Raw genomic sequence first — 20898 nt, 5'->3', positions numbered from 1 at the left:
GTTTATTCCGCGACTTTCTTGTTCGATTTCGCATCCGGCGCGACAAGGTAATCCTTCACCCGCTCCGCGATCGATTCAGGCCAGCGCCGCGTGCGCAAAGCGACTGCTTCCGACAGGACAAGGGTTCCGGTCACCGACACGCGGGTCTCGGCCCCGGTGGTCGCGCTGAGTTCGAGCCACATGCTGCTGCGACGCAATTCGCGCACCGACAACCGCCATGTCAGACGATCGCCCAAACGGCTCGGCGCCGGGAATTCAGCGCTGATGTTCACGAATGGCAGGGACAGCCCGTCACTCCCCTGGATCTGGCTCATCGGCCAATCCAGCGCCTCGTCCAGCCAATTCTCGATGACCGTGTGCACCATCTCGAAATAGCGCGGAAGAAAGACGATGCCGGACGGTTCGCAATCGCGCAGCATGATGTCGTGTACATAGTGATATGCCGGCATCCCGAGACATCCTGTGCAAGTCGTTCTGTATTCCGCAGTATGCGGGCTTCCCATGTATTTCAGAAAAGCGATGCCGTTTTCAACATGTTTCGTTTCCGACGCCTATTTGCGCGGCAGGACGTAGGTCGCAACACCTGCTCCACGCAAGATTGTTTCACCGCGCGATCACGATATCGGCCCGCAAGCCGCCCATGCTGTCGCTTTCGCCAAGTCGCAGGACACCGCCATGCGCCCGCGCGATATCGGCCGCTATGGCAAGGCCAAGCCCCACACCCGACCCCTTGTCCTGGTTGCGCGCGGGATCGAGCCTGATGAAAGGACGCAGCGCCGCATCACGCTGATCCGAGGCGATGCCCGGCCCGTCATCCTCGATCCGGATCCGCAAAGATTTGTCGGTAAGCGCCACCGACACCTCGCAATGGGTACCATAGCGCTCTGCGTTGCCGATGAGATTCTCGATCGCGCGCCGCATCGCCATCTGGCGCAACATCACCGTACCCTGCCCTGTCGCCTCCTTCAGCGTGACAGGCGTGCCGGATCGCGCGCAATCGTCCACAACTGTCTGGATGAAATCCGGGATATCGGTCGCTTCGGGCTGCCCGCTGTCGGCATTGCCGCGGGCGAAATCCAGAAACGCGTCGATCAGCTTCTGCATGTCGTCGATATCGCGTTCCAAAGGCTCGCGATCTTCGTCCGCGAGCATGGACACGGCCAGACGCAGGCGCGTCAGAGGGGTGCGCAGATCATGGCTGATCCCAGACAACATCATCGTCCGCTGATCGATCTGCCGCTCGATCCGCGCGCGCATGTCGAGAAACGCGTGACCGGCGGCACGTACTTCGACAGCACCAGAGGGCGAATAGGGCACATTGCGCCCGCGCCCGAACGCCTCGGCCGCCTGCGCCAACCGCGTGATCGGGCGCAGCTGGTTGCGCAGGTAGAGGTAGGCGATCAGCGTCATCAAGGCACCGAACACCACCATGTTCACCAGCAACTGGTGCGGGTTCGATGCGGACGCCCGTTCCCGGTTGAATTCGATCAGCGTCAGCGGCAGGTCATCCCGCTGAACCCAGACGAACACCGTCCAATCATCCACGAGATGCGCACGTTGGAACCCGATGACGTTGTTCTGCAATGTCCGGATGACCACGATGCCCGAAAAATCGTACCACCGTCGCAGGTTGTGCGCGGGCACAGCATCGGGCGTGGTGGGCAGGAAATCGAGGTTCAACGCCTCCGCGATCGCAGGCTCATCGACCCAATCAGGATCCAGCGCGGTGTTGATCTGCCGCGCCATTTCGCGGCTCATCTGCTCGGTGACGCCTTCGAAATGGCGCTGGATGAACACCACCGAGACAACCAGTTGCAACGCCACCACCGGCAGGATCAGAATCAGTGCTGCCCGGCCGTAAAGACCGCGTGGCATGTAGCGTTTGAGCCAGTCGAATGTCATGCGGCCACGCTACTCCAGCCCAAAGGAAAACGGAACGGCCCGGCGCGACAGGGATTGCAATTCCTGGGGCGGGCTGATGCTTTGTTGGGCATGATGCGCGATCCCCAACCCGACTTCCGTCCCATCCCCGGAGCAGCCGAAACGCTGGCCCCGGGCCTGCGCCGCGTTCTGGCCCCCAACCCGTCGCCGATGACCTTTCGCGGCACCAACACCTATCTTCTGGGCGAGAGCGACCTGGCCATCATCGACCCGGGCCCGTTGGACATGCAGCACCTGACCGCCATCCTGGATGCCATCGGATCCGCGCGGGTCACGGCGATTTGCGTGACGCATGCGCATGTCGATCACTCTCCCCTCGCCAAGACACTGTCCGAGCGGGTCGATGCGCCGATCTATGCCTTCTCCGACGCGCAAGGCGGCCGCAGCGCGGTCATGCAGGACTTGGCCCAAAGTGGCCTTGTCGGCGGCGGTGAGGGTGTGGATGCGGCGTTCCGACCGGACATCTGCCTGGCCGATGGCGACGAACTGCGCAGCGCGGGCTGGTCCCTGCGGGCGATCCACACGCCGGGCCATTTCGGCAATCACCTGAGCTTTGCGTGGGACACCACCCTGTTCTGCGGCGATCTCGTCATGGGTTGGGCCAGTTCGCTTGTCTCTCCCCCGGATGGCGACCTGACCGATTTCATGGCCTCCTGTCGGCGATTGCGGGACGGCACCTGGTCGGTCTTCCATTCCGGCCATGGCGCACCGATCACCGCCCCGCAAGAACGTCTGGACTGGCTGATCCGTCACCGCCTGTCCCGCGAGACCGCCGTGCTCGAGGCGCTTGAAACCGGCCCCGCCACAAGCACAGAGCTTGCACAGCGGATCTATACCGACACTCCGACGCCCCTGATGCCAGCCGCCGCGCGCAACGTTCTGGCACATCTGATTGATCTCTATGGAAAAAACCGGGTTTCGCCTGTCGAACACCTCAGCGCGGACGCACCTTTTGAATTGACCTGACGCGCGATGCATTTTTTTCGCCAAACCCTCTGGACGCGCCGCACCACTGTTGCTAAACCCCGCCTCGTGTTCCGGCGTAGCTCAGCGGTAGAGCAGTTGACTGTTAATCAATTGGTCGTAGGTTCGATCCCTACCGCCGGAGCCAATTTCTTCGAGCTATCCCACTGAAAGTCCTAGAAACAAGGGCTTGCATGGCCCCCGAGGGCCACATTACGGGATACATCGGGGATACATCCAATCATGGCGCTGGTGATGAAGCTAGACAACGTGGTCATTAACAAGGGCAAGTACGTCTACAGTCGTCGCATCCCAACTGACCTCAAACACCACTATCCATCCTCCAAAGAGCCTTTCTTTCGCTGCCGACTTCGAGTTCAGCAATTAAACGCTGATCTGGTTGCGGAGCATGCTGCGCTTGAGGCTGCCTTTGCGCGCTTGGTGGCTGATGCCCGTGACGGTGTTCCTGAGGCCTATGGCGATAGCGGCTTGGAACTCTACAAGCAGAAGGCTTGGTCGAGCATCGACGATCCACGCACTGAGCGTGAAAAGTGGGAAGACATGCGCGACGAAGCAGAGGCGTTGGTCCGGTCTGTCCGAGGTGTTTTTGCCGACCACTTCGGGGACGGAGGAGACGAAGAGCGACGCCAGATCATTGCTGAGGACATCGAGCGCCGAAACGGTGACCCATTGCTGTACCGCGCGGTAATTCAGCCCAGTGCAACACCACCCCCAGTGACCCTAGCCGATGCCGCCAAGGTCTATGAGCGCGAGCGTCTCGGTGCAAACCCGAATAGGTCAGCACGTAATACCTTCAACAAGATCAAGCGCCGATTGGAGACTTCGCTCGGACCCCTCGATAGCCTGCCGCTAAGGTCGCTGAACCGTGAGCACGCAAGGAAGGTTCGAGATGATCTATTGTCCGCACCAAAAGCGAGCGGTAATGGGCTGCTTTCCCCAGCATCGGTTCAAAGAGAAATCAACAGTATCAAGGCAATGATCTCTCTAGGTATCACTGAGTTCGACTTACGCAGGGAAGCGTTCAATCCCTTTGAAAAACTCTCGCTACCCCCTTCTGTAATGAAAGCTCCGAGAAGTGAGTGGGAAGAACGTGACCCCTTGCCAGATGATGTGCTTCTAGCCGTTAGACACCGCATACTAACTCACGTACGTATCCCTGAGCTTCGGTTGATTTGGCGGCTACTCCAAGCCACCGGGTGCCGTGGTGCAGAGATCACTGGTCTGCAGATCGAAGACGTTGTTCTAAGCCATGCGGCCCCGCATTTATGGGTAAGGTGGAACGATGAGCGTCAGTTGAAAACAAAGACCTCAGTGCGCCCTGTGCCACTCGTGGGAGACGGCCTCGTTGCAGCGAAGGAGGCGCTAGACGCCACACGTGGTGAGCACAAATCATCGCAAGCTTTGTTTCCTCGTTATGCCCGCGAAGGCGGCCCGGATGCGGTCTCCAGTGCGTTAATGAGCCACCTTCGCAAAGAGACCAAAGACCGTCGGCACGTCGTCTATTCTCTGCGGCACAACGTGAAGTCGTGGCTAGGCCAGAGTGGTGCGTCGGAGCGGGACGAGAACCGCATTTTGGGACATGCTGAGGCATCAGTAGGGAACCGCTACTATGGCGGCTTGGATGATCGACTACGCGGCACACAAGCAGCCCTTGAGGCAGCCTTAGCGCTGGCCCCAGAGGGAGCGTGGGAATTGCCTTAAGGCGGCCCCCTAGAAGGTAGAGGGAGAGGAGCATCGGCCCCTCCCCGCCGGGCAATCTAAAGGAACTTCAGGAGCTTCTGACGCACTGCGATACTCCACGGCACGTCCTGTCCGTCGAAGTTGACGAAGACCCGTCCACCGTCCATGCGATAGGGTAAACCTACCTCGTTTAGCGCAGCGGTTACGTCCTGAGGCATGTAGCGGTCGGCCTGTTCAAGGAAGGCGTCAGCCACATCGGTCAGGGCGTTAGTGTCGTTCGTCATGACCAGCGCCCGCGCACCATCGAGAACCTCTCGGGCCAGCCTCGGATTGTCTCCTAAGAAAGCCTCAAAGGCGTCTTCATTAGTGACCCCGTGGGCTGCCAGATGGTCTGTCGCCGCGTCGTAGTAGGCTTGGTGCAGCGTGTTGATGATCTCCCCCATCTGTTCGGGTTCCATGCCTGCCTGAGAGGCAAGCCGCGCCATGGTGTTCTCGGAGACCCCGCCAAGCTGCAGCACTTCGTCCATGGCGCGTATCTGGTCACCGGGCATGGTGGTTTCGGAGAGGACGCTCAGAGCTTCCCGTCCGGCATCCCCGAGGTCGAAGGCCTGTTCTGCCGCCTCGGGTTCCGCTTCGGGGCCACCCTCAGGCGCGCCATATCGGGCTATTTCGGCGGGGTTCTTGAGGGTCTCCGGCTGGACCACATCGGAGAAGCTGCCATCGGCATTGCGGACCAGAAGGCCGATCTGGACGGCAGCCGCTACGTTGGTCGTCATGCCACCAGGCAACGTAACGCGGTCCTGTAGAGTGACCTTACGGTTGACGATGGGGCTGCCACCTTCGGTCTTGGCAGACCCGATGATTGACCCCTGATAGCCAAGGTCTTCCCCGGCTTGGTATTCAGTGTTCTGGGATGCCACGAGACGTGCTGCCCCACCGTCGAACGGCGTTTTGACTTCAAGGCCGCGTCCACCGACTTCATATCGGGCGCGGGATGCGGGTTCTTCCGCGAAGAAAGCTTCGGGCGTCAGGTTGCTGGTTGATGGTGAGGGAGTGCCGTCGGCAGTGAACCATTCGGACATGATGCTGTTTCCTTTGATGTTTGAAGATGTCCAGTCAGGCTCTGAACTCGTCTCTATTAACGAGCGCTTCGAGACCATCGGACATGATTGCGGCCAGAGCTTCGGCGCGCGATAACTCTTTGCCGGTGTTGCGGAGGTGTCTTTGACGCAAGAGGTCCAAGAGTGCGGCTTGGTCGATACGCACACGCATGGTCGTCCACGCTGCGCGTTCCTGTCCGGGATGCTGTCGAAGGTCTCCAATAGCGGCTTCTTCATTCAGCATGACCTCAACGGGCGATAGATGACGGAATGCCGAAGAACGGAGCGCCGTAGACCAGCGACGGCGGGCTTTCTCCCCCTTGCGCGTTGCAGCAGTCTTCACAGGTCGATTGTAGATTGTCATGGGATGAGCTTTCGGCGGGATTTGAGAGTGTTGCTGCATATTGGCGTCAGCGCGTCAGCTTCTCGGAGAACGACGCATTCTGGTCGTGTTCCTCTGAGAGCAGCTTAAGGAGACCCAACAGGGTTCCTAACGAAAGCGTTACAGTGTCCTCGGCGGTGACCTGAGCTTTGTCTCTCTTGATAGATTTGATGGTCAGAGCTTTCGCTACGCTCGAAGGGATGGGTCTTTCGGAGGCACGATCTGAGTTGAACCATGAGAGGAACTCTGAGGCTTCCTGACGGGCGCGTCGTGCCATCATTGCTCTGACGGCTGTATCGTCACCGAAGGTCATGAATGCCGGTATCGACGCATGACGAAGGTGGACCACCAGTCCCGGCGCGGCGTCGGCCATGAGTTGACTGACGCGGGCAACGCTGCGGGTCGCATATCCAGCGGCTGCCAAGATGTCCCTGAGGGCATAGAGTGTCTGCCCTTGGTGTTTCTGAGTGCGGATGATGTGGGTCTTGTAGACGACGAAGCTGCCGCCTTCGGGGATGATCGAAGAGTTCATTTTGGGTGTCCTAAGGTGGGCGTATAGGGGAGCTGAGGAGTGTTCGAAGTCGTGTGACAAAGCGGGAAAAAGATGGACTTCGCCCCCTCACACTGACGTGACTGGTGAAACCAGCCTCAGGCAACCGCAATGGGACACCCGAGGCGGGCCTCAAAGGAAAGCGACGTGACAGTCACTGCATGGCGAACTTCGGACAGACCCTTTCCAGCTAAGTCTGCCCTGTGCCTTCCAAGACCCCTTCGTCTTCATCGCCTAGCTGCATGGGTTCCTGTGCATAAGGTTCATGACAGCCGCTCAGACAGGTCTACTAGGGCAAGGGGGTGGGTTAATTGTGTCAAAACGACAAAAGAGAACTTGGGGTCGCTTGGTTGACGCTTGAAGGTGAACTGTAAGGGGTCTCTTGCGAAGGGTCATTCTAGCTTGGCTATCGCCAAGAAGACGAAGACCGTCAGCACACTCTCATGCAACACGATCAGCCTGAGCATGAACACTCGAAGGTTCCCTTTAAGATCACCTCTAAGGGGAATAGCTCAGGGATAGGGCAAGGGGGTGGGTTAATTGGAAATCGTCTATTTTCAGATGTTTGCGCATCGTCTGCCAGACCCGTCTCAGAAGCCCCTTTCTGCGACCTCCAAGGGCCTTCAAGCTGCCGCGTGTCAGTCAGAGGTAGGTGCGCCTCGGGGATGCCCCGTGGAGGCGCTGGGAGGGGTGCTGGAGTCCATCTCGTCTGCGTGGCAACCTCTTCTCTAGTCTTCGACCAAGGCTGCCCTGCAGCGGCCCTCTACGCGGCTCCTGTAGATCGACGCCTGCGCCCTCACTCTGCGCTTTCGAGAATGCGATAGACACTCGACCGACCGATGCCCAGCTTGAGGGCAATCGCCGTCCCGCCGACACCCTCTCGGTGCAGCTTTAGGACCTCCTCGGACTTCGCCATCGCCGTCGGCTTCCTGCCGGTATACTTGCCAGCCGCCTTCGCCTTAGCGATGCCCTCTCTCTGGCGTTCCAACATGATTGACCGTTCAAACTCCGCCACGCTGCCCATGATGGACAACATGAGCTTGCCCGTTGCGGTGCCTGTGTCGATGTTCATGGAGAGGATGCGAAGGTGTGCACCCTTGGCCTCTATAGCCCCCAAGACCTCCATCAGGTGCGCCACAGATCGCGCCAAACGGTCCAGCTTCGTGACCACCAGCGTGTCCCCCTCTCGGAGGTAGTCTAGAGCCTCTGTGAGACGTTCGCGCTTCACCATGTCCACTGACGACACTTGCTCTTGAAAGACCTTCTCGACGCCTTCCTTTGCAAGGTCGCGGAGTTGGGCCTCAAGGCCAGCCTTCTGATCAAGGGTGGAGGTGCGGGCATATCCAATCAACATGGTCTGGTGTCCTTCCGAAACAGGTCTGTGCCAATAGGGTTTAAGACCCTCTAGACGATCTGTCCCGAAACTGTCAACACCATTGATTTGGGACACCCTTCGGTCTAACTCTTGGGGCGTCCCAAAAGGCTTGATCTATTGGGAACAAAGCATCGACCTATCGGCAGCGTGGCCATGCCGCTGCCACCCCCACGGGGGGGGGACACGCGGGCTGCGCTATCTATCTTGGGCTGTCAGATTTTTGCGGTGAAATAAATCGGGCTACTCCCAAGAGCCGCCCCAAGGCGACCATGAAGGTTGCAACCCTTAGGAGATTTGCGCCATCCTGCCTGCAACAACCTACAGGGAAAGCAAAAAACAACATGAGCAGTGCAGACATCAAGTCGCTGGGGTCGTTCGTCTGGTCCATCGCAGAACTCCTTCGGGGCGACTTCAAGCAGTCTGAGTATGGCAAGGTCATCCTGCCTTTCGTCGTTCTGCGCCGTCTGGATTGCATCCTTGAGGAAACCAAGCCCGCCGTCCTTGAGATGGCCGCAACTCTACCCGAGGACATGGACGACGAGGCCCGCGACACGCTGCTGTCTGGCGTGGTGGGTCAGAACATCCAGCTTTACAACCTGTCCCGGTTCACCTTTGCGTCCCTCAAAGGGCAAGACGCCAAGGACATCCACAAGAACCTGATCGACTACATCACCAAGTTCTCCGGCAATGTCCGTGACGTGTTCCTCGACAAGTTCCTGTTCACGGACCAACTGAAGCGCCTGAACGACGCGGGGCTGCTGTATCAGGTCTTCGACCGTTTCACCCAGATCGACCTGCACCCGGACGCGATTTCCAACCTCGAGATGGGGTATCTGTTCGAAGACCTCATCCGGCGCTTCTCGGAAATCTCGAACGAGACCGCCGGGGAACATTACACGCCACGCGAGGTCATCCGCCTGATCGTGTCACTGCTCTTGATCAACGACCGGGATGCCTTGACGGGCAGCGGTGTCATCCGTCAGGTCTATGACCCGGCAGCGGGCACCGGGGGTATGCTGTCACTGGCCGAGATGGAAATGAAGGCGCTGAACGAGCGCATCCGGGTCGAACTCTTCGGGCAGGAACTGAACCCCGAGTCCTTCGCGATCTGCAAGTCCGACATGCTGGTGACGGGCCACAACCCCGAGAACATCGCTTATGGCAACACGCTCACGCAGGACGCGCATAAGGGCAAACGCTTTCACTACATGCTGTCCAACCCGCCCTATGGCGTGGATTGGAAGAAATACGCTGACCCAATCAAGGACGAGGCGGCAGAGATGGGCATGGACGGGCGGTTTGGCGCGGGCCTTCCCCGTATCTCGGACGGGCAGCTTCTGTTCCTGCAGCACATGATCTCGAAGATGCGTAACGACGAGCAAGGGTCGCGCATCGGTATCGTCATGAACGGGTCACCCCTTTTCACGGGCGGGGCCGGGTCAGGCGAAAGCGAAATCCGCCGCTGGATGCTGGAGAACGACTGGGTCGAGGCGATCATCGCGCTGCCCAGGGACCTCTTCTACAACACGGGCATCCAGACGTATGTATGGCTGCTGACCAACCGCAAGGCCACCGCGCGGCGCGGTAAGGTGCAACTGATCGATGCCAGCGGGGAACGCTTCTGGAAATCCATGCGGAAATCCCTTGGGTCCAAACGTCGGGAAATTCCTGAGGAGGCCACCGAAGAGATCGCACGTATTTACCACGACATGCTGAACGGCAATTCGGGCTGGGAGGACGTGTCCAAGATCTTCGACACCACAGCCTTCGGGTATCGCGAAATCCGGGTTGAGCGCCCACTCAAGCTGGCCTTTCAGGTAACCCGCGAGGGGCTTGAGGCTTTGCGCGATGCGAAGCCCTTCCAGCGCCTTGAGGAAGCAGAACAGCGCGGCGTGATGCAGGCCCTGCTGGTGAACCTGCCAAGAGACGAGCGGTGGATTGACCGGGACGACTTCGACAAGGCGCTCACACGCGCGCTCAAAGCGGCTAATGTTAAAGTGGGTGCGCCGGTGCGAAAGGCCATCCTGTCGGCGCTGTCGGAACGCGATGAAGATGCCGAGGTCTGCACCGACAGACACGGCAATCCCGAACCAGACACCGATCTGCGCGATCATGAACTGGTGCCGCTGAACGAGGACTGGCGCGACTATGTGCAACGCGAGGTTCTCCCCTTCGTCCCTGATGCCTGGGTGGATGAAACCTACACCGATGCACAGGATGGCGGCGTCGGGCGAGTCGGATATGAGATCAACTTCAACCGCTACTTCTACAAATACGTGCCGCCGAGACCGCTGGAAGAGATCGACGCGGAGTTGAAGGCGCTCGAAGCAGAAATCGCCGGTCTGCTGCAGGAGGTGGTTGAGTGATCACACTCCAAGAACGCGTTCATGCAGCACCCAAACCGGATGACTGGCAGTTAGACAAAATGCATCAGGTGTTCCGCGTTCGTCGAGGGCACAAGAATGCTGGGATGAAGGAAGACAACCTGCTGTCGCTCAGTTACGGGCGCATCATTCAGAAGGATATCGATACAGCTGATGGTCTTCTGCCTGAGAACTTCGAGGGGTATCAGATCGTCGAACCCGGTAATATCGTGCTCCGACTGACGGACCTTCAAAACGACAAGCGCAGTCTGCGACAGGGTCTCGTCACCCAACGCGGCATCATCACATCGGCGTATGACGCGGTCGAGGTTCAACGCGACAACGACCCGCGCTTCTGGTTCTACTCGCTGTTGGCGCTTGATCTCGCAAAGCACTACTACTCGCTAGGTGGCGGCGTTCGTCAGTCTGTGAAGTTCGCTGACTTTCCGAACGACTGGGTCTACCGTCCCGACCTCGCGACCCAACGCCAGATTGCCGACTTTCTGGACCGTGAGACCGCAAGACTAGACCTGCTGATCGAGAAAAAGCAGCGGTTTGCTTCCGGCGTAGAAGACGAATTTCTAGATCGCGTTTCGCACCTTGTGACGCTTGGAGCGAATGAAGGCACGCCCAGAAAACAGTCAGGTTATGCGTGGCATCCAACCGTCCCAGTGAATTGGACAGTGACCCGGTTAAAATTCCTCTGTTCTAGGATTGTGGATTGCCTGCACGAGACGCCGGAGCACCTTGAAGATGGTGAGTATCCATCAATACGCACGTCGGACCTAACCCGAGGTTCAGTCGATATAGGCAGCGCGAAGCGCGTTAGCGCCGACGAGTATCAGCACCGGATACAACGCCTCGAACCCAAAGAAGATGACATCCTCTATACTCGGGAAGGCGAAAGGTTCGGGTTAGCGGCGATGGTGCCGCCAGAAACCAAACTCTGCCTCGGCCAGCGAATGATGATGTTCCGCACAAATGGGCGTGTCCTTCCTGCCTATTTGATGTGGTCGCTGAATGGGAAGTTCGCCTACAACTTCCTGAAACAAGACGTGACCGGGGCGACTTCGCCACACCTGAACATCTTTGACATACGCAATGTGCCGGTCTTCTTGCCGCCAATCGACGAGCAATCGGCATTGGTCACGGAGATCGATGCGTTCTTTGAGAAGAAATCGCAGCTGGTCGAGAAGACGTTGGCAACAATGGACCGCCTCAAAGAATACCGCTCCGCCCTGATCACCTCTGCTGTTACGGGTCAAATCGACGTGACGACCTACGCCAAATCCGGCACCCCCGACCGCCGCCTCGACGCCATTCAAGAGGAGATGGGCGCGTGACGCAGGAGATCGACGAACTTAGGGAATACCTTCGCGCCTATCTCGACGGGCACCCTTTCATTACCGCCGTTGCACCAAAGACTTCGCGATCAGTAAAGGTGCGTCTTGCAGTTTATAGGACCAAGGATGGGAAACCAATTGGCGTCGAGTTCGACAAGAAGACCCTGCAAAACCTTTGGGTTCGCGCAGAAGACGCCACTCAAGTTGCACTATCGGATACCAAGTTAACGCTGAAGAAATGGAACGGTGAAGAGTGGAAGGGCGACGACGAAGGCGGTGCGAACCATAACTTGAAACATTACGACGACTTTCCGGGCCATGATCTCGTTCGTTTCGGAGTCAAGACGAAGCAAGATGCACGTTCGGTGTTGGATCACTTGCTCCCAAAACGCTCGAAGCATCGTTACCTGTTGAAGGTGAACGGCGACATGCATTGTCCAGACGGGATTTGCCGACCATCGCTTTCTGAAGACTGGGAGGGCGGTGAAGTTCTCATTCCCAAATCGGGGCCAGTTCGCTTTGCCAATGATAAATTCACCAAAGCTCCAGAAATTGAACCGGGTGACGAAGTGTTGGTGTGGACACATGAATACGGGGGTCATGGCGACGGATGGGGACTAACAGCTATCGCGACGGTTGGTGCAACTCGGCAGTCGGATGGTTTTATCGCCGTTCAACTCGGTGATGTAGAGCGCATCCTGCATCCGTTCGGCTTTCTCGATCTTGACGACGGCCCCACAGGTTCGCGAATCTTGGATGCCGCAAAAGCAAGGCGCGATCACCGCGCTTGGATGCTTGAAGACAATGACTATCAGGAAATTCTTAATCTGATTGAAAAAAGAGGCGCTCGGACGCCTGAAGACGCTTCGGAGGAGATTGAAAATAGAAGGTTGAACTGGCGAAAGACCCGTCCTGTGCAGGGGCAGTTTCGTAACGCGCTGCTAAAGGAATATGGTGAGCGGTGTGTGCTGACGGGGTGTTCGACGCTGCAAGCGTTAGAAGCGGCACATGTATTGCCGCACAACGGTAGCACTGTTCGAGACCAGACCGACAATGGACTGCTATTGCGTCGAGATTTGCACTCGATGTTCGATGCATTGCTTTGGAGCATTGAACCGGCCTCATCGACTGTGCGCCTTTCGAAGCGACTGTCGGATAACAATTACGAATACCTTGACGGCGCACCGGTGACACAAACGGTCTCGCCCGAGAACCTGAAGATTCATTTTGAACAGTTCTTAAAGACAGAAAAAGATGCCTGAACAGACCCACACCACCGCTGACATTCATCAAGAAAAGGTCTTCGAGGCGCATATCGTGTCCTGCCTGACCACCGAGCAGGGCTACATCGAGCGGGACTGTCCGGCGCACTATGACGTTTCCCTCGCGCTCGACACCGAGTTGCTGTTTCGGTTCCTCAGGACCACGCAACCGGACGCATGGCAGGTGCTTCAAGACCACTACAGCGCACAAGCTGAGGCCGAGGTTCTGAAGCGTCTTGAGAAGGCCCTGAAGGAGAACCCAACCCATGTCGTTGTGCGGGACGGCATCAAGCTGGTCCCTAACATCCGCTTTGCGCTCTGCTATTTCAAACCCGCGTCAAACCTGAACCCTGAACTGGTCAATCTCTACGAGGCGAACATCCTGTCGGTTATTCGTCAGGTGACCTATTCGTCGAAGAATAAGAACGCAATCGATCTGGTGACCTTCGTCAACGGCATCCCGGTGGCCACCCTTGAGGTCAAGAACCTGCTGACCAAGCAGAATTTCAAACACGCCGAACGCCAGTATCAGAAGGACCGCTCCCCCGGCGGTGAACCCCTGCTGACCTTCAAACGCGGCGCTATCGTGCACTTGGCGGTGGACCAAGACAACGTGTCGATGACCACGCGGCTGATGAACGGTAAAACCCGCTTCCTGCCCCTCAACAGAGGACGTGATGGAGGCGCTGGTAACCCGGATGTGCCGGGGGAGAACCGGACGGCCTACCTCTACAAAGACCTGCCGGACGGCAAGGCCATCCTCTCGCGCGAGGTTCTGCTGGACCTCATTGGCCGCTTCATTCATCTGGAGCGAGGCGGCGGGAAGGAAGTGCTGATCTTCCCGCGTTTTCAGCAACTGGATGCGGTGCGCAAGCTGCTGGCTGATGCGAAGGCCAAAGGCGCTGGGCAGAACTACCTCATCCAGCACAGCGCCGGGTCAGGCAAATCGAACACCATTGCGTGGACGGCGCACCAGATCATCAATTTACATGACGCTGAGGACCGCCCGCTGTTCGACACCGCGATCATCGTGACCGACCGTCTGGTGCTGGACAGGCAGTTGCAGAACACCATCGGTAGCTTCGCCCAGACAGCGGGAGTGGTGAAGAAGATCGACGGCACGTCCCGCGATTTGAAGAAGGCTATCGAAGACGGGGCCCGCATCATCATCACGACCATCCAGAAGTTCGGCACGGAACACCTTCAGGCCATCTCAGGGCAATCCTCAAAGAACTTCGCGGTGATCATCGACGAGGCGCATTCATCGCAATCCGGCAAGGCAGCCCAAGCGATGTCCGATGCGTTGACCCGAGAGGCGGGAAGCTCGGATGACATCGAAGACATGATCTTGGCGCATCAGGCAGCGCGGGGGCCGCAGAAGAACATCTCCTTCCTCGCCTTCACCGCCACCCCACGGAACGTCACGCTGGAACGCTTCGGGCGCATAGGCTCGGACGGGAAGCCCCACCCGTTCCACCTCTATTCAATGCGGCAGGCCATCGAAGAGGGTTTCATCCTCGACGTTCTGCAGAACTACATGACCTACAAGGCGTATTACAAACTCGAAAAGACCATCGAGGATGACCCGGCCTTCAAGGGCCGCAAGGCGCAATCACGGGTTGCCCGTTATGCCTCCCTCCATCCGACGGCCATCGACCAAAAGGTGGAAGTCATTGTGAAACACTTCCGCCGCCATGTTTCGAAGGAACTGTCTGGCACGGCCAAGGCGATGGTCGTGACGCAAAGCCGGGAACATGCCCTTCGGTATTGGCAGCAGATCAATCGCTATATCGAAGCCAACGGGCACACGGACGTGAAAGCCTTGGTGGCATTTTCCGGCGACCTCGACATCGATGGGCAGGTCTGGACAGAAGCCACGGCCAACGGGTTTGCCGAGACTGAACTGCCAAAGAGGTTTGACGGCGAAGAGTTCCAAATCCTAGTCGTCGCAGAAAAGTATCAAACCGGTTTCGACCAGCCAAAGCTCGTGGCGATGTATGTCGACAAGAAACTCGCGGGCCTTCAGGCCGTCCAGACGCTTGCCCGGTTGAACCGGACATATCCCGGCAAGGAACGGACCTTCGTTCTTGATTTCCAGAACACAGCAGAAGACGTCAAGGAGGCCTTTGCGCCCTTCTTTGAAGCAACAGAACTGGAAGAGCGCACCGACCTAAGCCAGATTTATGACCTCGAACAGCGCATCTGCAATTCGGCCTACGTTGCCAATGACGAGGTCGAGCGGTTTGCAGAACGATTCTTCAAGGGTGACCTGACGACTCAAGACAGGTTGGAACTGGAGGGCACCGTACGGTTGGCCGTAGAGCGTTTCATTCTGGACGAAGACGAAGCACAGCAAGAAGAGTTCCGGCAACTCCTGAAGAGCTTTCAGCGTTTTTACGCCTTCGTCGCTCAGGTTGCTTTCCTGAATGATGCATGGCTGGAGAAACTCTATGCCTACACAGCGTGGCTGACCCGATTGTTGCCATCGAGAGATGTCCCAGCCGACATCACCATCACAGACGACATGCTGACGCTTTCTGCGTTCCGGTTGCAAGAGGGGGAAGCTGGCAGCGCATCGCTCGTGGCGGGTGAAACCAAAAAGCTCGACCCCATTTCCGAATTCGGCGCCAACCCCTACACCGAAGAGGAAGAGAAATCTCTGTCGGAGATCATCGACTCGTTCAACGAGCGCCACGGAACGAATTTCAGCCGAGAGGACTTCCTGCGCTTCGAGAGGGTCAACCGCGAAATCCTCGACGAAGACATGCTAGACATGATGCGGAACAACCCCGCCGATGTCGTCTACAACGCGTTCTCGCAGGCCTTCTTTCAGGGCATGGTGAGGATGTTCCAGCAGGACAACGAGATGCGTAGCGTGGTGATGACCGACAAGGATGCGCGAGAGCAGGCGACACGCCATTTCTTTAAACGCGCGCAACGGCAGGCAAATGCTACGTAAAGAGGGCAGCTTTGATGGAATGGATTTCTGGAAGTCACGGAAACGAACGAAACAATGAAGGCAAGTACATCCAAGCTGTGTGCCCGAGTTGTGCCGACCACCGAAGAGCAAAGATCGTACGCGAGCATTCGGCTACGGAAGACTTGGGCGAACAGTATGGAAACGTAATCTGGTTCTGGAGAATTCTCGAATGTGGAGGATGCGAGTGTGTTTTCTTCGGATCGTCATGTAGCGACGAAAGCGTTTTGGGCGGTCCTAAATACTACCCCAAACCGTATGGTTCGCCCGATGATAGAGCGCTGTACTTGACACTGTTCGGAGACAAAGAAATCGCGAGCTTGTTAAGTGACTTTGAACGGTGCCGGACCGCAAAGCTATTCCGCCCTGCTGCCGTTATGGCACGAACGTTGTTCGAATACTCGGCTCACGTTTTGGGTGTAGCTCCCAACAATACTACACTTGGACAAAAGCTTAACGCTCTCAATGAAACCGGGCATATCTCTCTAAGGGAGAGAGATGATCTCGACGCCATAATTCAGGCGGGGAATGCGGCTGCACATAGAGGTTGGAAGCCGACGGAAAATGATATCGAAGTAGTCGCCCTAGTCTTGCACAGCTTTCTTGATCGTAACTTCACCAATCCAAATCGTGTCGAGAGGTTAAGGAAGCGGACTCCTGAAAGACCAAGACGCAAACAGAAAAAGCCATAGAAGACTCCACTCGCTATCGGCTCTGGCTACTAGCTTCTAGCGGGACAAGTGACGTCCTTTTGGTTAAATGGCTTGACCCTAATTTCGTTACCGGGGATACAATCGGGGCACCTTCGGGGATACATGCGAGACCACCTTTGCGGTTTCTTTTGGCTTTCCAAAGGGATAGATACAGGTCGAAAATGTCCGGCACGCCTACCGCCGGAGCCAAAAATCCTCAAGGTTGCAGATGCTGAGTCTAAACCGCCCTTGGCGGTCTTGGTGGATTTTGGCGTGGGGTGACGAATAAATCCCAGACACAGCCTTGATTGATGCCTTCGGCTGAAGCGTCAGTTCACAGCGCCACCAGCCGCACGCCACCTTCACGTCGGGCGATGGCGTCCACACCAGCAATCGCCCGTTCGGTGCGCGTACCAGTGAGCAGCCGACAGGTCGAAATCCGCTGGCATTGTCTGTGTGGATACCGCCACGCTCACGTTAGACGGGCAACTAAGAACCCCAGGCCAACGGCCCTTGCGCTCGACAATCCGATTTACGTTCGCAGCAGCGCCAAGTTCGGCAATCGTCGAACTGTCGCCCACAACCGATCCTTCGGACCATTGGAAGCCGGCCGGATGTATCGCAAGGTTCACACGGCTGTGCAGGATTTCTGCCCGCCACCGTTGCCCGCGCTTGGCAGGTTTTCGATCTTGATGCCCTCGGCAACACGCGGCGCTGTCAAACCCCAGCCGATTGCGGCCGGTGAACAGGATCGACGTGTAATTCCTATCCGTCATCGGACACAGATCATCGACCCCAACCGCCACGACTTGGAACGACTGAAAATTAGGCCCTTCGCTGTCGCGAATGGTGTCTATCAGGTCATCTTTCAGCGCCTTGGCATACACATCGCCGTGTGTTGCGTTTCCTGTCGCACACGACAAACTGTCCGCGCCGGCATCTGCACCTGTCATGCTGACGCCTAAAATTCGGCAGCGAACAATGCAATTAGCTCAGGATCGGCTTGGCCTATTGGTCTTGTGGACACGTCTGATTCAGTCCGGAGCAATCGCGCGTGACGCCTCTCCCGTCAGGAGTGCTCGAGGTCGGGAATACCAGCGTAGGCAGGTTCGGAAATGCTGCAACCGAAGAAACGTAAACAAACAATGAAAGAAGGGTAACGGAAATCAAGCGGATGAAGAGTGATGAAGAAAAGGTCTGCATAATAATCCCCAATTTGTCTAAATGCAGGATCAGTCTACCACACGGACGCCCAAATGACCTAACGTAAACTTTTGCACGACGACTGCTGAATTTCCGCCCATGGATCAGCTTCCGGTTCGTCGGTCCTCACCTGCTGCCGGTCCGCCGGGCTTGCGTCTAGCCGGGCTGGAGGCGTTGTTTTAGGCCACCCCTACACAGCCCGTGCGTTGCTTGTCAGAGACTTAAACGCTTGCCCGATCGAGACTTAAAACCGCGTGAGCTATCAGTCTCCAATACTCACCCCGCCAGCAACACGCCCAGTGCCATCGAGACGGCGGCTTGGGTCGGGTCGATCACCGGGATCTTCAGTTCGGACTCGAGTCTGGCACGGTGACGGGCCATGCCAGCGCACCCCAGAATGACGGCGCCCGCGCCTTGGGCTTTTACCTCCGACCCGACCTCCACCAGCCGCGCGAACGTGCGCGCGCCGCGGGCACTTTCGTCGACACTCATGTTCAGTGGGATTTCGCAAGCGAGGCGGTCGAGCACCTGCATCCGGGCCAACGTGCGTCGATGCCGGGCGATTGAGGCTTCGGCAATGGCGATCACGCCGAACAGATCCGCCCGTGCCAGAGCCATCAGCACGCCGCTTTCCTGAATGCCGAAGACCGGCTGCGGCACGATTGACCGGCATGTGTCGAGACCGGGGTCGGAATAGCAGGCGATCACAAACGCGCCCGCATCCGGGCGGGATCGCACCAGCTTTGCCAGCGGCAGGATCACACTGTCAGAGTCCAACTGGCTTTCGATGCCGAACGGGCCGTCCTTGAGCGTCAGGCATTCGATGTCCGGCCCACCCGGCAGATCGAATGCGGCCAGCGCATCTTTCAGCCCCTCGGTGACGGCTTCGTTGGAATTGGGATTGATGACGACGATGGGACCGCTCATCGCAGCACCTCTGCACCGAAGTTGCGCGCCGGATCGGTTTCGGGCAGCCGCGTTCCGCTCAGACCGGACAGATCGCTGCGCCCGCGCTTCACGAACGCCCCATCGCCGGGTTGCGCGATCAGCTCCCCCCGGTCCACCACGCGATGCCCGCGGGACAGGACGGTGACGGGCCAGCCGGTCACCTCCGTCCCTTCGAACGGGTTGTAGTCCATCGCGTCGTGCATGTCGCCCGCGATGCGGGTCTCGGAGGGATCCCAGATCGCGATATCCGCATCCGCGCCGATGGCGAGCGTGCCCTTGGTCGGGTGCATTCCGTAAAGCCGCGCCGCGTTGGTTGCGGACAGGGCCACGAACTGGTTGAGGCTGATCCGCCCCTTCACCACACCTTCGGAAAAGAGCAGCGGCAGGCGCATCTCGATCCCGGGCATCCCGTTGGCGATCTTGCGGAAATCGACGCCGCGGCCACTGGAAAACTTGCCGCTCTCGTCGAAGCGGAACGGCGCGTGGTCCGAGGACACGACGCTGAACGTGCCGCCTGCAATATGACGCCAGAGCACCTCTTGTGTATGCGTGTCGCGCAACGGAGGGGAGCAGATGAATTTCGCACCTTCCTTGCCGGGGCGGTCCAGATCGTCGCGGGTCAGGAACAGGTATTGCGGGCAGGTTTCGCCGAAAACATAAGCCCCCTCGGCCCGCGCCTCGGCCACCAGCGCGGCGCCTTTCGGCGTCGACACATGCACGATCATCAACGGCGCGTTGGTCAGCTTGGACAGGCTGATCGCGCGGTTGATGGCCTCTTCCTCGGCAAGACCGGGGCGTGCGGGCGCGTGATATTTCGGATCGGTATAGCCGTTCTCGGCCAGCGCCGTCGCCATCCAGGTCAGCATGTCGTGATTTTCGGCGTGCACCATCGTCAGCCCGCCATGCCGCCGCGCGACGGTCAGGATGTCGAGGAATTGCCCGTCACTGACGCGGGTGGCGTAGGTCATGAAGACCTTGAACGAGGTCACACCGCGCGCAAACGCGTCCGGCAATTCGGCCAACACATCCGGGTTCGGATCGGTCAGGATCAGGTGATAGGAATAGTCGATCACCGATTTCGGCGCGGCACGGCCATCGTAGGTGGCCAGCGTGTCGGCCACGCTTTGTCCGGGCTTTTGTGCGGCGAACGGCACGAAACACGAATTGCCCCCGAACGCGGCCGAGATCGACCCGGTGCGGTAGTCATCCGCTGGCATCAGCCCCATGCCGCTTTCCTGTTCGATATGGCAATGCGCCTCGATCCCGCCGGGCAGGACAAGTTTGCCGGTCGCGTCGATTACATCCGCGCCAGTCAGGTCGTGCCCCAGTGTCGCGATCTTGCCGTCGCGAATACCGATATCCGCCGCGAAGGTCTCGGATGCCGTGACAAGCGTGCCGCCCTTGATCACCAGATCATGCTGCATGGTGTCCTCCTTGTGTCCGCGCGCCCGGCCGGTCGGCCAGATTCGCGCAGCTTGCAGCACGTTCGAAATATTCCGAGGGAAAGGCAATCGCCTTGCCGCGGATTTGGGATGGCCCGGACCGGTGCAATTCGCTGTCTCTCTCGCGACACGCGCTCCAAGGCCCCTACCCGCGCAAGGCTTGCGCGGCACCAGCCAAGCTGGCAAGCCTGACGCACCAGACTTGGAGCGTCGCCATGGCTAAGACCGTTTTTCTGATCAACGGCCCCAATCTCAACCTGTTGGGCAAACGCGAACCCGCGATCTACGGGTCCGAAACGCTCGACGATGTGACCGCACGCTGCACCGCTTTGGCCAAACCGGCAGGACTGACGCTTCGGGCAATGCAGTCCAACCACGAGGGCGAGATCATCGACTGGATTCACGAAGCCCGTGACAACGCCGAGGCCATCATCATCAATCCCGGCGCTTTCACGCACACCTCGGTCGCGATTTTCGACGCGCTTCAGGCTTTTGAGGGTCTGGTGTTCGAGGTCCACATTTCGAATGTCCACAAGCGCGAGGCGTTCCGGCATCATTCCTTCGTGTCGGCCCGTGCCGAAGGCGTGATCGCAGGCTTCGGGATCGAAGGATACGAACTGGCGCTGCGCCGGGTGATCAGCCTTCTGGGCTAAGTC

17 protein-coding genes and 1 tRNA gene are annotated in these 20898 nt (G+C 58.3%); 9 read left to right on the top strand and 9 right to left on the bottom strand.

Annotated features, from left to right (window positions below; genetic code table 11):
* Positions 1-2: 2 nt before the first annotated feature.
* Complete coding sequence (locus tag Q1B16_RS13420; RefSeq protein WP_299789460.1) at positions 3-449, bottom strand: acyl-CoA thioesterase; 447 nt, start codon at positions 447-449, stop codon at positions 3-5.
* A 154-nt stretch (positions 450-603) separates the two neighbouring features.
* Positions 604-1902, bottom strand: coding sequence for an ATP-binding protein (locus Q1B16_RS13415; RefSeq protein WP_299789457.1), 1299 nt, complete (start codon positions 1900-1902; stop codon positions 604-606).
* Between the two features lie 93 nt (positions 1903-1995).
* Between Q1B16_RS13415 and Q1B16_RS13410 the strand changes: the two genes are divergently transcribed.
* From Q1B16_RS13410 to Q1B16_RS13400, 3 genes are all read left to right on the top strand, one after another.
* Positions 1996-2907, top strand: coding sequence for an MBL fold metallo-hydrolase (locus tag Q1B16_RS13410; protein ID WP_299789904.1), 912 nt, complete (start codon positions 1996-1998; stop codon positions 2905-2907).
* 70 nt (positions 2908-2977) lie between these two features.
* Positions 2978-3052, top strand: a tRNA-Asn gene (locus Q1B16_RS13405).
* Positions 3053-3147: 95 nt separating this feature from the next.
* On the top strand, positions 3148-4626 hold the full coding sequence (locus Q1B16_RS13400) for a tyrosine-type recombinase/integrase (protein WP_299789454.1): 1479 nt from the start codon (positions 3148-3150) through the stop codon (positions 4624-4626).
* 56 nt (positions 4627-4682) lie between these two features.
* Here Q1B16_RS13400 and Q1B16_RS13395 read toward each other — a convergent pair whose 3' ends face one another.
* From Q1B16_RS13395 to Q1B16_RS13380, 4 genes are all read right to left on the bottom strand, one after another.
* Positions 4683-5687 (bottom strand): hypothetical protein, encoded by a 1005-nt coding sequence (locus Q1B16_RS13395; RefSeq protein WP_299789451.1) that lies wholly within the window; start codon positions 5685-5687, stop codon positions 4683-4685.
* Positions 5688-5721: 34 nt separating this feature from the next.
* Entirely contained in the window at positions 5722-6069 is a 348-nt protein-coding gene (locus tag Q1B16_RS13390) for a hypothetical protein (protein WP_299789448.1), read from the bottom strand.
* Between the two features lie 46 nt (positions 6070-6115).
* Positions 6116-6619 carry a hypothetical protein gene (locus Q1B16_RS13385; RefSeq protein WP_299789445.1) on the bottom strand — a complete coding sequence of 168 codons (504 nt, stop codon included), beginning with the start codon at positions 6617-6619 and terminating at the stop codon, positions 6116-6118.
* An 814-nt stretch (positions 6620-7433) separates the two neighbouring features.
* A complete protein-coding gene (locus Q1B16_RS13380; protein WP_299789442.1) occupies positions 7434-7991 on the bottom strand; it encodes a recombinase family protein in 558 nt (185 codons plus the stop codon).
* Positions 7992-8353: 362 nt separating this feature from the next.
* Between Q1B16_RS13380 and Q1B16_RS13375 the strand changes: the two genes are divergently transcribed.
* Genes Q1B16_RS13375 through Q1B16_RS22355 form a run of 5 tightly spaced genes read left to right on the top strand, consistent with a single transcriptional unit; the run spans position 8354 to position 16649 of the window.
* Positions 8354-10378, top strand: coding sequence for a class I SAM-dependent DNA methyltransferase (locus tag Q1B16_RS13375; RefSeq protein ID WP_299789439.1), 2025 nt, complete (start codon positions 8354-8356; stop codon positions 10376-10378).
* Positions 10375-11718: a restriction endonuclease subunit S gene (locus tag Q1B16_RS13370; RefSeq protein WP_299789436.1), complete on the top strand. Its 1344-nt coding sequence runs from the start codon at positions 10375-10377 to the stop codon at positions 11716-11718. The genes Q1B16_RS13375 and Q1B16_RS13370 overlap by 4 nt, the downstream gene beginning before the upstream one ends.
* Positions 11715-12980 carry an HNH endonuclease signature motif containing protein gene (locus Q1B16_RS13365; RefSeq protein WP_299789433.1) on the top strand — a complete coding sequence of 422 codons (1266 nt, stop codon included), beginning with the start codon at positions 11715-11717 and terminating at the stop codon, positions 12978-12980. The genes Q1B16_RS13370 and Q1B16_RS13365 overlap by 4 nt, the downstream gene beginning before the upstream one ends.
* The gene (locus Q1B16_RS13360) at positions 12973-15939 is read left to right on the top strand and encodes a DEAD/DEAH box helicase family protein (protein ID WP_299789430.1); all 2967 of its coding nucleotides are present in this window, start codon (positions 12973-12975) and stop codon (positions 15937-15939) included. The genes Q1B16_RS13365 and Q1B16_RS13360 overlap by 8 nt, the downstream gene beginning before the upstream one ends.
* Before the next feature lie 14 nt (positions 15940-15953).
* Entirely contained in the window at positions 15954-16649 is a 696-nt protein-coding gene (locus Q1B16_RS22355) for a DUF4145 domain-containing protein (RefSeq protein WP_366140154.1), read from the top strand.
* 362 nt (positions 16650-17011) lie between these two features.
* Here the strand turns inward: Q1B16_RS22355 and Q1B16_RS13355 are convergent, their stop codons facing one another.
* The 3 genes from Q1B16_RS13355 to hydA form a co-directional block, all read right to left on the bottom strand.
* Positions 17012-17602 carry a hypothetical protein gene (locus Q1B16_RS13355; protein ID WP_299789427.1) on the bottom strand — a complete coding sequence of 197 codons (591 nt, stop codon included), beginning with the start codon at positions 17600-17602 and terminating at the stop codon, positions 17012-17014.
* 526 nt (positions 17603-18128) lie between these two features.
* A complete protein-coding gene (locus Q1B16_RS13350) occupies positions 18129-18779 on the bottom strand; it encodes an aspartate/glutamate racemase family protein (RefSeq protein ID WP_299789424.1) in 651 nt (216 codons plus the stop codon).
* A complete protein-coding gene (hydA, locus tag Q1B16_RS13345; protein ID WP_299789421.1) occupies positions 18776-20224 on the bottom strand; it encodes a dihydropyrimidinase in 1449 nt (482 codons plus the stop codon). Before hydA ends, Q1B16_RS13350 begins: the two co-directional genes overlap by 4 nt.
* 233 nt (positions 20225-20457) lie before the next feature.
* On the opposite strand from hydA, the gene aroQ reads away from it, so the two are divergent.
* Entirely contained in the window at positions 20458-20895 is a 438-nt protein-coding gene (gene aroQ / locus Q1B16_RS13340) for a type II 3-dehydroquinate dehydratase (RefSeq protein WP_299789418.1), read from the top strand.
* Positions 20896-20898 lie beyond the last annotated feature (3 nt).

The sequence above is a fragment of the uncultured Marivita sp. genome (assembly GCF_947488135.1).
GTDB lineage: Bacteria > Pseudomonadota > Alphaproteobacteria > Rhodobacterales > Rhodobacteraceae > Marivita.
The sequence above is the reverse complement of the archived record's forward strand: the minus strand, read 5'-3'. Positions and strand labels throughout refer to the sequence as shown.

What these genes read in the sequence shown, in the direction of transcription:
- Q1B16_RS13420 (WP_299789460.1), bottom strand. Translation starts at nt 449, where the DNA reads ATGCCGGCATATCACTATGTACACGACATCATGCTGCGCGATTGCGAA.
- Q1B16_RS13415 (WP_299789457.1), bottom strand. Translation starts at nt 1,902, where the DNA reads ATGACATTCGACTGGCTCAAACGCTACATGCCACGCGGTCTTTACGGC.
- Q1B16_RS13410 (WP_299789904.1), top strand. Translation starts at nt 1,996, where the DNA reads ATGCGCGATCCCCAACCCGACTTCCGTCCCATCCCCGGAGCAGCCGAA.
- Q1B16_RS13400 (WP_299789454.1), top strand. Translation starts at nt 3,148, where the DNA reads ATGGCGCTGGTGATGAAGCTAGACAACGTGGTCATTAACAAGGGCAAG.
- Q1B16_RS13395 (WP_299789451.1), bottom strand. Translation starts at nt 5,687, where the DNA reads ATGTCCGAATGGTTCACTGCCGACGGCACTCCCTCACCATCAACCAGC.
- Q1B16_RS13390 (WP_299789448.1), bottom strand. Translation starts at nt 6,069, where the DNA reads ATGACAATCTACAATCGACCTGTGAAGACTGCTGCAACGCGCAAGGGG.
- Q1B16_RS13385 (WP_299789445.1), bottom strand. Translation starts at nt 6,619, where the DNA reads ATGAACTCTTCGATCATCCCCGAAGGCGGCAGCTTCGTCGTCTACAAG.
- Q1B16_RS13380 (WP_299789442.1), bottom strand. Translation starts at nt 7,991, where the DNA reads ATGTTGATTGGATATGCCCGCACCTCCACCCTTGATCAGAAGGCTGGC.
- Q1B16_RS13375 (WP_299789439.1), top strand. Translation starts at nt 8,354, where the DNA reads ATGAGCAGTGCAGACATCAAGTCGCTGGGGTCGTTCGTCTGGTCCATC.
- Q1B16_RS13360 (WP_299789430.1), top strand. Translation starts at nt 12,973, where the DNA reads ATGCCTGAACAGACCCACACCACCGCTGACATTCATCAAGAAAAGGTC.
- Q1B16_RS22355 (WP_366140154.1), top strand. Translation starts at nt 15,954, where the DNA reads ATGGAATGGATTTCTGGAAGTCACGGAAACGAACGAAACAATGAAGGC.
- Q1B16_RS13355 (WP_299789427.1), bottom strand. Translation starts at nt 17,602, where the DNA reads ATGACAGGTGCAGATGCCGGCGCGGACAGTTTGTCGTGTGCGACAGGA.
- Q1B16_RS13350 (WP_299789424.1), bottom strand. Translation starts at nt 18,779, where the DNA reads ATGAGCGGTCCCATCGTCGTCATCAATCCCAATTCCAACGAAGCCGTC.
- hydA (WP_299789421.1), bottom strand. Translation starts at nt 20,224, where the DNA reads ATGCAGCATGATCTGGTGATCAAGGGCGGCACGCTTGTCACGGCATCC.
- aroQ (WP_299789418.1), top strand. Translation starts at nt 20,458, where the DNA reads ATGGCTAAGACCGTTTTTCTGATCAACGGCCCCAATCTCAACCTGTTG.